14 protein-coding genes are annotated in these 13740 nt (G+C 62.8%); 10 read left to right on the top strand and 4 right to left on the bottom strand.

Annotated features, from left to right (window positions below; translation table 11 throughout):
• Positions 1-55: 55 nt before the first annotated feature.
• Positions 56-1060 (bottom strand): TRAP transporter substrate-binding protein, encoded by a 1005-nt coding sequence (locus DYZ14_RS03740; protein WP_154719443.1) that lies wholly within the window; start codon positions 1058-1060, stop codon positions 56-58.
• A gap of 122 nt (positions 1061-1182) precedes the next feature.
• Between DYZ14_RS03740 and DYZ14_RS03735 the strand changes: the two genes are divergently transcribed.
• The 6 genes from DYZ14_RS03735 (at position 1183) to DYZ14_RS03710 (ending at position 6801) form a co-directional block, all read left to right on the top strand.
• Positions 1183-1857: a GntR family transcriptional regulator gene (locus tag DYZ14_RS03735; RefSeq protein ID WP_115671276.1), complete on the top strand. Its 675-nt coding sequence runs from the start codon at positions 1183-1185 to the stop codon at positions 1855-1857.
• A gap of 393 nt (positions 1858-2250) precedes the next feature.
• Positions 2251-3414, top strand: a complete 1164-nt coding sequence (locus DYZ14_RS03730; RefSeq protein WP_115671275.1) for an ABC transporter substrate-binding protein — start codon at positions 2251-2253, stop codon at positions 3412-3414.
• 57 nt (positions 3415-3471) lie between these two features.
• Positions 3472-4332 (top strand): branched-chain amino acid ABC transporter permease, encoded by an 861-nt coding sequence (locus tag DYZ14_RS03725; protein ID WP_154719442.1) that lies wholly within the window; start codon positions 3472-3474, stop codon positions 4330-4332.
• Entirely contained in the window at positions 4329-5360 is a 1032-nt protein-coding gene (locus DYZ14_RS03720; RefSeq protein WP_154719441.1) for a branched-chain amino acid ABC transporter permease, read from the top strand. The genes DYZ14_RS03725 and DYZ14_RS03720 overlap by 4 nt, the downstream gene beginning before the upstream one ends.
• Positions 5357-6103 carry an ABC transporter ATP-binding protein gene (locus tag DYZ14_RS03715; RefSeq protein WP_154719440.1) on the top strand — a complete coding sequence of 249 codons (747 nt, stop codon included), beginning with the start codon at positions 5357-5359 and terminating at the stop codon, positions 6101-6103. The genes DYZ14_RS03720 and DYZ14_RS03715 overlap by 4 nt, the downstream gene beginning before the upstream one ends.
• Positions 6103-6801 (top strand): ABC transporter ATP-binding protein, encoded by a 699-nt coding sequence (locus DYZ14_RS03710; protein WP_154719439.1) that lies wholly within the window; start codon positions 6103-6105, stop codon positions 6799-6801. The genes DYZ14_RS03715 and DYZ14_RS03710 overlap by 1 nt, the downstream gene beginning before the upstream one ends.
• Positions 6802-6946: 145 nt before the next feature.
• Here the strand turns inward: DYZ14_RS03710 and ligM are convergent, their stop codons facing one another.
• The gene (gene ligM, locus DYZ14_RS03705; protein ID WP_154719438.1) at positions 6947-8356 is read right to left on the bottom strand and encodes a vanillate/3-O-methylgallate O-demethylase; all 1410 of its coding nucleotides are present in this window, start codon (positions 8354-8356) and stop codon (positions 6947-6949) included.
• Positions 8357-8508: 152 nt separating this feature from the next.
• Entirely contained in the window at positions 8509-9243 is a 735-nt protein-coding gene (locus DYZ14_RS03700) for a GntR family transcriptional regulator (protein ID WP_154719437.1), read from the bottom strand.
• A 226-nt stretch (positions 9244-9469) separates the two neighbouring features.
• Here DYZ14_RS03700 and DYZ14_RS03695 point away from each other — a divergent pair, with 226 nt between their 5' ends.
• The 3 genes from DYZ14_RS03695 to DYZ14_RS03680 are packed head-to-tail and all read left to right on the top strand — an operon-like array spanning position 9470 to position 11682.
• Positions 9470-10522, top strand: coding sequence for an alpha/beta fold hydrolase (locus DYZ14_RS03695; protein WP_232365427.1), 1053 nt, complete (start codon positions 9470-9472; stop codon positions 10520-10522).
• A complete protein-coding gene (locus DYZ14_RS03685) occupies positions 10515-11357 on the top strand; it encodes a class III extradiol dioxygenase family protein (RefSeq protein ID WP_154719436.1) in 843 nt (280 codons plus the stop codon). The genes DYZ14_RS03695 and DYZ14_RS03685 overlap by 8 nt, the downstream gene beginning before the upstream one ends.
• A 4-nt stretch (positions 11358-11361) precedes the next feature.
• Positions 11362-11682, top strand: a complete 321-nt coding sequence (locus DYZ14_RS03680) for a YciI family protein (RefSeq protein WP_154719435.1) — start codon at positions 11362-11364, stop codon at positions 11680-11682.
• Between the two features lie 18 nt (positions 11683-11700).
• Here the strand turns inward: DYZ14_RS03680 and purU are convergent, their stop codons facing one another.
• Positions 11701-12549 (bottom strand): formyltetrahydrofolate deformylase, encoded by an 849-nt coding sequence (gene purU / locus DYZ14_RS03675; protein WP_154719434.1) that lies wholly within the window; start codon positions 12547-12549, stop codon positions 11701-11703.
• 203 nt (positions 12550-12752) lie between these two features.
• Here purU and DYZ14_RS03670 point away from each other — a divergent pair, with 203 nt between their 5' ends.
• On the top strand, positions 12753-13682 hold the full coding sequence (locus DYZ14_RS03670) for a methylenetetrahydrofolate reductase (protein WP_154719433.1): 930 nt from the start codon (positions 12753-12755) through the stop codon (positions 13680-13682).
• Positions 13683-13740: the final 58 nt, after the last annotated feature.

The following is a 13740-nucleotide window of genomic DNA, read 5'->3' as shown; positions in this document are numbered from 1 at the left end:
TCCTTCGTTGCGGAGGGGAAGGCAGCGCGCCGGGGCGCGCCGCCTCGCATCCTGATCATTCGACGGCCAGGGCCTTCTCGATCAACTTGTCGCCATCCAGCACATTCGCCGCGAAATTCTTGTAGGAAGACTCCCTGGCGACAGCGAGCCAGGCGTCATAATCCTGCTTCGACATCTCCACGACTTCGACGCCGGCCTTCTTGTAGGTGTCGATCATCAACTGATCGCCCTTGCGGACCTCCTCGTTGAAATAGGCTTCGGCCTTCTCGCCGGCGGCGAGGATTGCCTTCTGCTGCTCGGGCGTCAGGCCGTCGAAGACTTTCTTGGAGACGAGAACCGGCTCATACATGAACCAGAGCGCGTTCTCTCCCGGCGCAGTCAGGCATTTGGCATGTTCGAAAAGGCGATAGGACACGAAGCTCGCCGAGGATGTATTGGCGGCATCCAGGACGCCCGTCTGCATGCCGGTGTAGATCTCCGACGATGGCATCGAGGAAATAGAGGCGCCGGCTGCGACCAGCATCTCCTCGAACGCCGGTCCGGCGGCGCGAATGACCTGTCCCTTGATCGTGTCCGGCGATGTGATGCAGCTCTTCTTCGAAGCGAATGCGCCGGAAAGCCATGCATCCGCGATCACGATCGCGCCCGCGTCCTCGATCACCTTCTTGATGTCCATCATGAACTCGGAATCGTTGAGGCGCGTGGCCCGATCGAAATTGCCGACCAGTCCGGGCATGAGCGTCGCGGAGAAGATCGGATGACGGCCGGACGCATAGTCGAGCGGGAACGAGGTCATGTCGAGCAGTCCGCGCGTGACGGCATTCCATTGGTCGTTCGGCTTGTAGAGCGAGGACCCTGGAAAGACCTGGATTTCCAGATCGACATTGGCGGCCGCCACATCCCTTGCGATCATCTGCACCATCTCGTCGCGGATGTCGCCCTTGCCGCCCGGGAACTGGTGCGATGCCTTGAGCACGGTCTGTGCGTGGGCTGTTGACGCTGTCAGGCCGGCAAGAGCGGCCACGGAGAATGCCATCAGATTCCGTCGAAAACGCTTCATTTTTTCCTCCCTGGTATTCCGGCCCTCCAGCCGGTCTGGTATAAGAGTGCCGTTATCTTGTGTGCAAAGTCAACCTTCTCGTATACAAGAATGACGGACGTAGGATCAGGACCGGATGGGCAATGAGCGAGAACATCTTCTTCAAGCTGCGCGACGAGATAGAAAACGGGATAGTTGCCGGTGAGTTCGAGCCGGGCGAGCGACTGGACGAAACGCAGTTGGCCGCACGCTTTGGCGTGTCACGCACGCCGATCCGCGAAGCCTTGATGCAGTTGAGCGCCATCGGCTTTGTCGAGATCCGACCGCGGCGCGGAGCTGTCGTCGCGGATCCGGCGCCGCAACGAGTCTTCGAAATGTTCGAGGTCATGGCCGAACTGGAGGGCATGGCGGGGGCGCTCGCCGCCCGCCGGCACACCGAAGAGGATCGCCACGCACTCCTGGCCGCCCATGAAAAATGCAGGGAAGCGCTGTTAAGCGAAGACACCGACCGCTACTACTACGAGAACGAGGTTTTCCATCGGGCGATCTATGCGGCGAGCGGAAGCGACTTCCTCGAGGAACAGTGCGTGGCGATGCATCGCCGCCTTCGACCCTATCGTCGGCTCCAGTTGCGGGTCCGCAACCGGATGAAGGTCTCGTTCAAGGAGCATGGCGAAGTCATCGATGCGATCCTCGCCGGCGACGCGGAACAGGCTCGAATCCTTCTGCGCGGCCATGTCGCGGTTCAGGGCGACCGCTTCGGCGATCTCGTCGCCAACCTTTCGAACCGCGAACGCCGCGGTAGCCGGCAGGCATAGAAACAGCCCGGACACCGTTGTCAACATCACCGTTGAACGCGAGGCTATGATCCACCACGTGTTCGAGACATGGATCGGCATCCGCCACATGGCAGCAGGCCATGTCGGCGGCGGTACCGCCATGATCACCGCCATCTTCACCCGAGGCACTCCATGCGGCCGCCATCACATTCGGGTGATAGACGGCCAAGCAATTGCCGGGCTATCCTAACCCGGCGAATTTGCCCGCCTGCCAGGCTCGTTTGCCTTGTGGCCGTCCGCGATCTATGTATACATAAACTCCAGCATGCGATTTTCGTGCGACAGTATCTCGTCTTGGGAGTGACGAGAAACGTTTGCACTGCAGCGGATCCGGCGCCTGGGCGCGGGATGGGACAAACGGGAGGAGTATACATGGTTACGAGAAGAGTTTTCATCGCCAGCACTCTGCTTTCGATGCTGGCTGCGGGGTCTGCACTGGCGCAGGACGCGGTCAAGATTGGGCTTATCCTGCCGATGACCGGCCCCTTCGCCTCGACCGGCCGACAGGTCGAAGCAGGCGTTCGCGCCTACATGGCTTTGCATGGCGACACGGTCGCCGGCAAGAAGATCGAACTTGTGCTGCGCGACGATGCCGGCACCGCCGACCAGACAAGACGCATCGCCCAGGAACTCGTGGTCAACGAGGGGGTATCCATGCTCACAGGCTTCGGCCTGACCCCGCTTGCCATGTCGGTGGCACCGGTGCTCAACCAGGCCAAGGTCCCGGCCATCATCACCTCGGCAACGACCTCGGCGATCATGAAGCAGTCGGACTATTTTGTCCGCACCAGCATGGGCGGCCCCCAGTCCGCGGTGCCGGTTGCGACCTGGGCTGTGGAGAACGGCCTGAAGCGCGTCGTCACGCTGGTGACGGACTACGGCCCCGGCCATGACATCGAGAAGGGTTTCACCGACCAGTTCAAGAAGGAGGGCGGCGAGATCGTCGAAGCGGTTCGCGTACCGCTGCAGAATCCGGACTTTGCCCCCTTCCTGCAGCGCGTTCGTGACGCCAAACCCGACGCCGTCTTCGTTTTCGTCCCCTCGGGCGTCGGCTCGCTGTTCATGAAGCAGTTCACCGATCGCGGGCTGAAGGAGGCGGGGATCAAGCTGATCGCCACCGGCGACGTCACGGACGACGATCTGCTGAACGGCATCGGCGATCCGGCGATGGGCGTGGTGACGGGCCATTTCTACTCGGCCAACCACGACAGCCCGGAAAACAAGGCCTTCGTCGAGCAGGTGCGCAAGGCCAACAACAACATGCGCCCCAACTTCATGTCGGTCGGCGGCTATGATGCCATGCACCTCGCCTATGCGGCACTGGAGAAGACCGGTGGCGACACCGACGGAACGAAGCTCGTCGAGGCGATGAAGGGCATGGAATGGATGAGCCCGCGCGGACCGATCGCGATCGACCCGGCCACGCGCGACATCGTCCAGGACATCTACATCCGCGAAGTCAAGAAAGTGGACGGCGAGCTCTATAACGTCGAGCTCAAGACCTACGAGAAGATCCGCGATCCGAACGCCAACTAAGCGCCACAACCGCGTGGAGGGCCTGAGATCGGGCCCTCCACGCCCTTGCGAGTGATCATGCTGACAATCCTGTTCGACGGCATCGCCTATGGCATGCTTCTCTTCGTCCTTGCCTGCGGCCTGTCGCTGACGCTGGGCCTGATGAACTTCGTCAACCTGGCCCATGGCGCCTTCGCCATGGCGGGCGGCTACGTCACCGTGATCCTGATGAACCGCTACGGCATTTCCTTCTATTGGTGCCTGCCGGCCGCCTTCCTCGTCACCGCGCTCGCCGGGGCCATCCTGGAGCGGACGCTCTATCGGCATCTCTACGGCGTATCACACCTCGACCAGGTCCTGTTTTCGATCGGCCTGGTCTTCATGTCGATTGCCGCAGTCGACTACTTCATGGGTGGCCAACAGCAGATGATCAACCTGCCGCCGCTCCTGCGCGGACGCTTCGAGTTCCTCGGCGTCGGCGTCGGCCACTACAGGCTGTTCATCATCTTGCTTTGCGCAGTGCTCACCGTGGCGCTGCAACTGGCGCTGACGCGCACCCGGTTCGGCAGCCAGTTGCGCGCCGCCGTCGACGACGGGCGGGTGGCGCGTGGACTGGGCATCAATGTCTCGGTGATCTTCGCGCTGACGTTTGCGCTCGGCTCCGGCCTTGCCGGCCTCGGCGGTGCGCTCGGGGTCGACCTCCTCGGCCTCGATCCGAATTTCCCGCTCAAGTTCCTCATCTATTTCATGATCGTCGTCACGGTGGGAGGCACCTCCTCGATCACCGGCCCGTTCATTGCCGCGCTCCTGCTCGGCATCGCCGATGTGGCAGGTAAATATTACGTGCCGCAGTTGGGCTCATTCATCATCTATGCGGTGATGATCGTCATGCTGATCCTGAGGCCCTATGGCCTGTTCGCGCGCGAGGGCGGCCGATGAGCGCCGGCGCACCTCCCTCCGCCGTCGAGACAGCACAGGCGTTCCTCAGGCAGACGAACCGCTGGCGCCTCTGGGAGGTGGGCCTGTGGCTGCTGGCGGTGGCGATGATTTTCCTCCTGCCCTCCAAGATGCTGATCCTGACCGAGATCGCCATCCTGGCGCTTTTCGCCATCTCGCTCGACCTGATCCTTGGCTATGCCGGCATTGTCTCGCTCGGCCACACCGCCTTCTTCGGCATGGGCGCCTATGCCGCCGGGCTGTTCGCCCGCGACTATTTTTCCGAGCCGGTGACTGGTCTTGTGGTCGCGGGCCTGGTCAGCGGGGCGTTCGGCTTCGTCACCAGCTTCCTCGTGCTGCGCGGCTCGGATCTCACCCGGCTGATGACGACCTTCGGCGTCGCCATGCTACTCGCCGAGATTGCCAATCAGGCCACCTGGCTGACCGGCGGCGCGGACGGCCTCAGCGGCGTGACGGTCACGCCGATTCTCGGAATGTTCGAGTTCGATCTCTGGGGCCGCAACGGATACATCTATGCGCTCGTGGTGCTGATGGCACTGACCTACATCGCGCGCCGCATCGTGAACTCGCCCTTCGGCCTGTCCCTGAAGGCGATCAAGCGCAACCAGCGACGCGCCTCCATGCTTGGCATCTCGCCCACGCGCCGGATCGTCGTCATCTACACGATTTCTGCGGCCTATGCCGGCATCGCCGGCGCGCTTCTGACCCAGACGACCAGCTTCGTCTCGCCCGATGTGCTGGCCTTCCACCGCTCCGCCGACGTGCTTCTGGTGCTGGTGATCGGCGGGGTCGGCTATCTCTATGGCGGCGTATTCGGCGCGGTGATCTTCTCGGTGCTGCGCGATTGGCTCTCCGTTATCACCCCGCAATACTGGATGTTCTGGATCGGCCTCATCCTGATCATCATCGTCTTCGTCGGCCGTGAGCGCCTCGGTCGCTGGCGGACCTATCTGCCCGGTGCGGCCGGCCGGCTGAAGGCGAAAGAACAGGCTGCGGAGGACGCGTCATGACGGTCGCCCTCGAAACCCGCAACCTGGTCAAGCGCTTCGGAGCCTTCATGGCCACCAACGACGTCTCGCTCAGCGTCCGGCAGGGCGCGCGGCACGCCCTGATCGGTCCGAACGGTGCCGGCAAGACCACGTTGATCAATTTGCTCACCGGGGCCCTCACCCCCAGCAACGGCCAGGTCCTGCTTGGCGGCGAGGATATCACCAACCTGCCGGCGCATGCCCGCGTCGGTCGCGGCCTGTCGCGCACCTTCCAGATCAATCAGCTCTTCGGCGATTTCACCCCGCTGGAATCGATGATGCTGGCGATCGGTGAACGTAAAGGGCACGGCTGGCGCGCCTGGAAGCCGCTGTCGGGCGACCGCGACGTGGCGGACGAGGCGGCACAACTGCTGGAGCGGTTCCGCCTGGTCGATACGATGGGCGTCCCAACAACCCTCCTTCCCTACGGAAAGCAGCGGCTGCTGGAGATCGCGCTCGCCATTGCCACCCGCCCCAGGGTGCTGCTGCTGGACGAGCCGGCGGCGGGCGTTCCGGAGGAGGAACGCCATGAGGTTCTGTCGATCGTCCGCGACCTTCCGCCGGACGTCACTGTGGTACTGATCGAGCACGACATGGACCTCGTCTTTTCCTTTGCCGACCGCATTTCGGTTCTGGCGGCGGGCAGCCTCTTTGCCGAAGGCACGGTGGAGGAAATATCCAAGGACCGCCACGTCAAGGCGATCTATCTCGGGGAGGACGCCTGATGCCGGAACTGCTGCGCATCGAAGGGCTGTCGGCCGGATATCGCGAGGCACGCGTCCTGTTCAACATCGAGCTTGCCCTCGAGGAGGGCAAGTCGCTGGCGCTGCTCGGCCGCAACGGCGCCGGCAAGACGACGCTGCTCGACACCATCGTCGGCACCACGACCTATCATTCCGGGGCGATCCGTCTCGCCGGCCGGGACATTTCCCGGCTTCGCCCCGAACAACGGGCGGCGCTCGGCATCGGCTGGGTGCCGCAGGAACGCAACATCTTCCGCTCGCTGACCGTGGAGGAAAACCTGGCGGCGACGGCCCGGCCCGGACCTTTCACGCTTGCGCGCGCCTTCGGCATGTTCCCGCGCCTGCAGGAGCGCCGGCGCAATCTCGGCAACCAGCTTTCCGGCGGAGAGCAGCAGATGCTGGCGGTCGCGCGCGCGCTTATGCTCAATCCGAAGCTTCTGCTGCTGGACGAACCCCTGGAGGGACTGGCGCCGATCATCGTCGACGAATTGCTGGCCGCAATGCGCCGCATCGTCACCGACGAAGGGATCTCGGCCATCATCGTCGAACAAAAGGCGCGCAAGATATTGCCGCTCACCGACGAGGTCGTCTTCCTCGAGCGCGGCGCGATCGTCTATCACGACACGTCGGCGGCGCTGCTGGCTTCGCCTGAGACGCTCGACGCCCATCTGAGCATCTGATCTCCCGAAGAGACTGAAGGCGATCCTCCGAGCCGCCAAAAGGATTCAGGGCTGGATGAAACGGTTCTGTTTCCAACCAACCCTGAACCAGTCCAGAAAATGGCGGCCCCAGAAGGAGCCGCCTGACTTGCATGTGAATGGACCTTCAGTCCTTCCGCTTGCGCCAACTGTCGGCGTAGTTCTCGCGGGCCTCGCGCGCATAGGGCGTCGGCGCCACGCGGACGCGGATCTCGGCCTGCCGGTGCGGCTCGATGGAGGTCTTGCGCGAGCCGCCGTCCGGCTCGCCCCAGATCAACGTCAGCACGTCGCCTTCTTCGACATCCTGATCGACGACACCGAGCGACAGCATGCAGCGTTCATTGAAGCTGTAGCCATTGAACATCGACATGCCGATCATCTTATCACCCTTCATCACCATGTCGGCGCTGGTCGAGGCATAGTTCGGCTGCGGGAAGTCGATCCACTTGTAGGGCAGCCCGTCCTCGAAGCCGGAGGCGATGACCTTGAGCACGTCCTCGCGGTTCCACTCGAAGGTGACCTTCTTGCGGTTCTTCCGCTCCTTCATCTGTTCAAGCGCGGCCTTGCCGACGAAGTCGTCCTTCTTCCAGCCGATATAGAAGTCGTAGCCGAGTTCGAACGGATTGACGTAATAGTCCTCGATATTGTCGGAGACGAAGGAGCCGCCGATCGCGCCGGTCGCCTCGTAACTGTCTGCACCGAGCCACTTGCGGTACTCGGCCAGCATGCCGTCACCGGTGTAGATGCCTGGAAGCGGCGATGGGATCCAGCCGGATTCCAGCGTGTTGGTCGAATAGGCGCGGCTGCCGCAGCGGACGAGATCGACTTTGGCGGCCTTGGCGGATTCGAGGATGACGGAGAGAATATAGGCTTTGTCCTCGTACGGACCCCAGATCTCGAGACCCGGAGCGCCCGACATGCCATGGCGCAGAGCCTGCACCTTCTTCGACCCGACATTGATCCAGTCGACGTGGAAGAACTTGATCTCCGGCAGGGGGCCGCCATTCATCTGCTCGAGGACCTTCGGCGCGTCGGGACCCTGGATCTGGTAGCGGTAATGGGTGCGCAGCACACGCTCCCCTTCCGGCCGCGACGGCGAACGCGGATCGTGCTTTAGGCGCACATTCCACTTGCCGTAGGCGGCGCAGAACATCAGCCAGTTGGACGTCGGCGCGCGGCCGACCAGAATGAACTTGTCCTCGCGCTCGCGGAAGATGATGTGGTCGCCGATGACGTGGCCGTTCGGTGTGACCGGGACGAAATGCTTTGCGCGATTAAGGCCGAAATTGGCGAAGGAATTGATGCCGTGATGGGCGAGAAACTTCTCCGCATCCGGTCCCTCGACGATCAGTTCATCCATATGGTGCGACTGGTCGAAGAGCACGGCGGAATTGCGCCAGGCCGCCTGCTCCGAGCGCCAGTTGGCGAACTCGGCCGCGACGACAGGGTATACATAGATACCAACCTGGGAATTGCGCAGCAATCCCACCGCATCCTGATTTTCACCCAAAACATCATGAAGACTGGAATTGGCCATGGTACTCCTCCCTGAGTATTGCCCATTGATGTATACATCAATGCCGATCACGAACGAGAATGCAAGCCCCTTTCTTCCAAGCCGAGACACCCGGAAACGCCGAGGGCGGCCTTCAGGCCGCCCTCCCCTTGTCCTTGCCGCGATCCGCTCGCCTAACGATGGATGAGCGCCAGGCCCGGGATCTTCTGCAGCAGTTCGGGGTCCTGGCTGAAAATGTATTCGAGATTGTGCCGGGCGGTCCGCGCATGTTCGCGGGCGATCCATTCCGCACGGGCCCCCTCGCGCGCAGCGATGGCCTCGACCATGGCATGGTGCTGCTCCTGGGCCGAGCGCAAGGATCGGCGGAAGGCCTCGATCTCCGTCTTGTTGGGAAGGAAGGCCGACGGCGACGCGAAGGGCAGCGAACTGGCACGCTCCACCTCGCGCCGAACGATGTCGCTACCCGAAAGGGCCGCAAGCTGGTGATGAAACTCCTCGTTCAGGTCGGCATAGGTGTCGAAATCAACCTCGTCCGCGCCCGGACCGAAACAGGTGTCCAACCGCCCGACAACGTCGCTGATCCGCGCCAGGGCTTCGGGCGTCACCCCGCGTTCGGCCGCAAGCCGGGCCGCCGTACCCTCCATGACGCCGCGCAATTCGATGGAATCGATCACGTCGGCATAGCCGAAGCGGCGTACGATAAATCCGCCATTGGGCAGCCGATCAAGAAGCCCTTCCTCGGCCAGCCGCGACAGCGCCTCGCGAACCGGCGTGCGGGAAATATCCAGCACCTCGGCCAGCGACACCTCGAACAGACGCGTGCCGCCCGGCAACTCGCCGCTGACGATCTTCTCGCGCAACTCGATCACCGCCCGGCGGCCATGCGTCGCGACTTCGGAAACCTTCATGAATACACCTCATTTTCCTTGGGATTCTATAGCATTGCTACAGCACATCACAAAAGCCACCTGGGAATCACACCGCCCGCCCTTTCCACATGTATTCACAAAGGAGAGGGAGATCGCGAAAGTGGCGCGGATTTTCGCATGTCACGGCAATTTTGTCGGCATTATGTATACATTCACTTGACTTCACTGTATACACGCGGCAGGTTTGCCCGGGAGGATCATGGTTATGACGACGCTGGTGTACATTCCCGGACTGCTGTCCGATTCGACGGTGTGGGGGCCGATTGCCGAGGCCACAAAGACGGTGATGCCGATCCGTCACGCCGAAGTGACAGGGAACACCTCGATACCCACCATGGCCTCGCGCATTCTTGACGAGATCGACGGCGATCTGATCGCCATTGGTCACTCGATGGGCGGACGGGTAGCGATGGAGATGGCGCGGCAGGCGCCGGAACGCATTCGCGGCTTGGTACTTGCCAACACGGGTTATCAGCCCAGGCGAGAGGGCGAAGAAGCCAAGCGTCAGCAGATGATCGATCTGGGCAATCACGACATGGCGGCGCTGGCCGACCAGTGGCTGCCACCGATGCTCGCCCCTTCCCGCACGGACGACACGGAACTGCTTGGCCGCCTGAAAGCCATGGTCCTGCGCGCCGGCCCCGTCGTGCACGAGCGCCAGATCCGCGCCCTGCTCGACCGCCCCGATGCCGGCGCCTATATGGCAAATTTCAAGTGCCCGGTCCTGCTCATTGCAGCGCGTGAGGACGGCTGGAGCCCCATCGCGCAGCACCGGGAAATCGCCGAGGTGGTGCCGGACGCCGAACTGGTCATCATCGAGCATGCTGGACATTTTGCCCCGGTGGAGCGCGCCGAGGACGTTGCCAGCGCCATCTGCGACTGGCTCCACCGCAGATTTGGCAGGAGGACGCCCGAGAAGGAAGCCATACCCGATACGCCACTATTCGATCGCGCGGGATCGATCCGCGGCTACAGGATCAACAAGATGGCCATGGCGCTTGGCCAGCCGGCCAATCGCGAGGCCTTCAAGGCCAATGAGGAAGCCTATCTCGACCGCTTTGGCCTGACGCCTGAGGAAAAGGCGGCCGTGATGCGGCGCGACTGGCACGAGATGGTGCGGCTGGGCGGCAACCTGTTCTTCATTTTGAAGATCGCGGCGGTCGATCCGACCCCGATCACGCAGATCGGCGCGGCGCAGGCCGGCATGTCGCACGACGATTTTCTCTACGAACGATTGGGGAAGAAACGCAATGGCTAGGATCATCGGCGGCATCGGCACGAGCCACGTCCCCTCGATTGGCGCGGCACTCGACAAGGGCCTGCGCGATAGCGCCGACTGGAAACCCTTCTTCGACGGCTACGAATTCGGCAAGCAGTGGATGCGGGACGCGAAACCCGACATCGCCGTCGTCATCTTCAACGACCACGGCAATACCTTCTTCCTCGACAAGGTGCCGACCTTCGCCGTCGGTGTCGCCGAGACTTACCAGCCGGTGGACGAGGGCTGGGGTCCACGCGCCATTCCGCCCTTCGAGGGAGCGGTCGACTTCTCCTGGCATTTCGTCGACAAGCTCGTTGAGCGGCATTTCGACCCGCTGGTCTGCCGCGAAATCGAGGTCGACCACGGCCTGCAGGTCCCGATGGAACTGTTCTTCGGCCGACTGGAGCACTGGCCGGTCAAGATTCTGCCGATCTGGGTCAACACGATCCAGTATCCGATCCCCACCCCGCAACGCTGCTGGGACATGGGCCTCGTCCTGCGGGAGGCAATCGAAAGCTGGCCCGGCGACGAGCGGGTTGTCATCATGGGGACCGGCGGCCTGTCGCATCAGCTTCAGGGCGCCCGCGCCGGCTTCATCAACCAGCCGGCGGACCGCGCCTGGCTCGACGGCATCGCCGCGAACCCTGAACCCTATCGGGCCATGAGCCGTGAGGACTATGTCGAACAGTTCGGTTCGGAAGGGGCGGAATTGATCATGTGGCTGGTCATGCGCGCCGCGATGAACCCGCAGGTAAACCTGCTCCACAAGCACTATCACGCGCCGGCCTCGATGACGGGTGCGGGCATGGTCGTGCTCGAAAACGCAGGCTGAGCTTATGTATTTCCTCATGCGCTGCCTGCACCATGCGGGACAAGATGCGGCTCGCGACACTCATCGACCGGCGCACCGTTCCTGGGTGCAATCCGGCGGCGACGGGGCTGCGACCGTGCTCATCGGATCGGCGCTGCTCGACGAGAATGGTGCCTCCATCGGCAACTTCGGCATCCTCGAGGCCGCCGACCCCGCCCAGGCCCGCGCCTTTGCCGAGGGCGACCCTTTCAACAGGGCCGGCATCGTCGCCTCGATCGAGTTGACGCCGCTGCCGGAAACATTTCAGGCCCACCGCATCGCCGATCCGATGACCTTGCGCCGCTAGGACTCCGCTCTTCTCCCTCTATCGCGCGAAGACCACCGTCTTGCCCTTGTTGAGCAGGACGCGGTCCTCCAGATGCCAGGCGACCGCGCGGGCGAGCACGCGGCGCTCGATGTCGCGCCCCTTGCGAACCAGGTCTTCCGACGTGTCGGCATGGGTAACGGCCTCGACGTCTTGGCAAATGATCGGACCTTCGTCGAGGTGGCCGGTCACGTAGTGCGCGGTGGCGCCGATCATCTTCACGCCGCGCTCATGGGCCTGATGATAGGGCTTCGCGCCCTTGAAACCGGGCAGGAAGCTATGATGGATGTTGATGCAGCGGCCCGACAGATAGGCCGACAATTCGTCTGAAAGCACCTGCATGTAACGTGCAAGCACGACAAGTTCCGCGCCGGTTTGCTCGAAGATGGCCCGGATCTGCGCCTCCTGCGCCGGCTTCGTCTCCCGCGTGACCGGCAGGTGGTGATAGGCAATCCCCTCCATCAGCGTCAGGTTCAGCGCCTCGCGCGGATGGTTGCCGATGATGCCGACGACTTCCATGTTCAACTCGCCGATCCGCATGCGGTAAAGCAAGTCTCCGAGGCAATGGTCGAACTTGGAGACCAGCAGCAGCACCTTGCGCTTCAGCCCCGCCACGCGCAGCGACAGATCCAGCCCATAGACCTTCTCGTCTTCCGCCAGAGCCGTCCGGAAGGCCTCGACCGGTCCCGCCATGAAGAAAGCCACGCGCATGAAGAACATGCCGGTCTCGCCATCGTCGAACTGGTGCGCCTCGAATATGTCGCCGCCATGGGCGGCAATACGCGTTGCCACGGCAGCGACGATGCCGCTGCGGTTGTTGCAGCGCAGCGTCAAAACATAATTGGTCATGCTTCCTCCCTGTCGCGACCGCGACTGCGCGCGAGCGGCCACCTCCCGAATGCAGCCGCCAAAATGTATTCTTTTATGACGTCTTGAACCGGGCAAGGCAACGCCAAGACTTCACTTTTCTCATAGAAATTGGCCTTTCATCGACATCACTTGATTTTCCGGCTTCGCTCGATGTATACATTCATGGGTCTTGGGAGGAAAAGATGGCATTGCTGAATTTCAAAAGCCGCGCAAACCGGCAAGTGTCATCTCCCGGTCTGGGCGACCTCCTCGGGGGCTGGTCGATCGAGGTCATGCCGCGCACCGCGGCCAAGGTCGACGACTTCAGGGCACTCCTGCCCGCCGGAACGCGCGTCTATATCGCCCACATCGCCGGAACCCCGATTGAAGACATGATCGCGACCGCGCGCCGGCTGCACGAAGAGGGCTTCCCGGTCATGCCGCACTTCCCGGCCCGCAGCATTCCTGATGCTGCAACGCTGGAGGACTGGATCAAGCGCTATCGCAACGAAGCGGGCGTTCAAGAGGCCTTGCTTTTGGGCGGGGGGCAGCCGGAACCCGCGGGCAGTCTCGACAGCTCGATCCAGATGATGGAGACCGGCTTGTTCGATCGATACGGATTTAACCGGCTCCATATCGCCGGCCATCCCGAGGGAAACCGTGACATCGACCGGGACGGCTCGACGCGTGGCGTCGACCAGGCGCTTGCCTGGAAACAGGACTTTGCCTCAAGAACCGATGCCCGTATGGCGATCGTCACCCAGTTCGCTTTCGACGCGCGCTCCGTCACGGACTGGGCCGAGCGCATACAGCGCGCCGGCGTCACGCTGCCGATCCATGTCGGCATCGCCGGGCCGGCCAAACTGCAGACGTTGCTCAAATATGCGCTTGCATGCGGGGTCGGGCCGTCCCTGAAGGTGCTCCAGAAGCGGGCCATGGATGTGACGCGCCTTCTCGTTCCTTACGAGCCGACCGAGGTCGTGGCAGGGCTCGCCGACTACAAGGCGAGTAATCCCGACAGCCTGATCGAGCAGTTGCATATCTTTCCCCTCGGTGGAATCAAGGAGGCGGGAGATTGGGCCGACCGCCAGGAAAACACGTCGCCGGGCAGGCTTTCGCGCAAGGAACTCTGACCGGCTGCGCCGTTCGATCGCTCGCCCCGCAGCCACCGTCTCAAACCAAATCATGGTA

This window comes from Ciceribacter sp. T2.26MG-112.2 (genome assembly GCF_900492205.1).
Taxonomy (GTDB): domain Bacteria; phylum Pseudomonadota; class Alphaproteobacteria; order Rhizobiales; family Rhizobiaceae; genus Allorhizobium; species Allorhizobium naphthalenivorans_A.
The sequence above is the reverse complement of the archived record's forward strand: the minus strand, read 5'-3'. Positions and strand labels throughout refer to the sequence as shown.

What these genes read in the sequence shown, in the direction of transcription:
- DYZ14_RS03735 (WP_115671276.1), top strand. Translation starts at nt 1,183, where the DNA reads ATGAGCGAGAACATCTTCTTCAAGCTGCGCGACGAGATAGAAAACGGG.
- DYZ14_RS03725 (WP_154719442.1), top strand. Translation starts at nt 3,472, where the DNA reads ATGCTGACAATCCTGTTCGACGGCATCGCCTATGGCATGCTTCTCTTC.
- DYZ14_RS03695 (WP_232365427.1), top strand. Translation starts at nt 9,470, where the DNA reads ATGACGACGCTGGTGTACATTCCCGGACTGCTGTCCGATTCGACGGTG.
- DYZ14_RS03730 (WP_115671275.1), top strand. Translation starts at nt 2,251, where the DNA reads ATGGTTACGAGAAGAGTTTTCATCGCCAGCACTCTGCTTTCGATGCTG.
- DYZ14_RS03670 (WP_154719433.1), top strand. Translation starts at nt 12,753, where the DNA reads ATGGCATTGCTGAATTTCAAAAGCCGCGCAAACCGGCAAGTGTCATCT.
- DYZ14_RS03715 (WP_154719440.1), top strand. Translation starts at nt 5,357, where the DNA reads ATGACGGTCGCCCTCGAAACCCGCAACCTGGTCAAGCGCTTCGGAGCC.
- DYZ14_RS03680 (WP_154719435.1), top strand. Translation starts at nt 11,362, where the DNA reads ATGTATTTCCTCATGCGCTGCCTGCACCATGCGGGACAAGATGCGGCT.
- DYZ14_RS03710 (WP_154719439.1), top strand. Translation starts at nt 6,103, where the DNA reads ATGCCGGAACTGCTGCGCATCGAAGGGCTGTCGGCCGGATATCGCGAG.
- DYZ14_RS03685 (WP_154719436.1), top strand. Translation starts at nt 10,515, where the DNA reads ATGGCTAGGATCATCGGCGGCATCGGCACGAGCCACGTCCCCTCGATT.
- DYZ14_RS03720 (WP_154719441.1), top strand. Translation starts at nt 4,329, where the DNA reads ATGAGCGCCGGCGCACCTCCCTCCGCCGTCGAGACAGCACAGGCGTTC.
- DYZ14_RS03700 (WP_154719437.1), bottom strand. Translation starts at nt 9,243, where the DNA reads ATGAAGGTTTCCGAAGTCGCGACGCATGGCCGCCGGGCGGTGATCGAG.
- DYZ14_RS03740 (WP_154719443.1), bottom strand. Translation starts at nt 1,060, where the DNA reads ATGAAGCGTTTTCGACGGAATCTGATGGCATTCTCCGTGGCCGCTCTT.
- purU (WP_154719434.1), bottom strand. Translation starts at nt 12,549, where the DNA reads ATGACCAATTATGTTTTGACGCTGCGCTGCAACAACCGCAGCGGCATC.
- ligM (WP_154719438.1), bottom strand. Translation starts at nt 8,356, where the DNA reads ATGGCCAATTCCAGTCTTCATGATGTTTTGGGTGAAAATCAGGATGCG.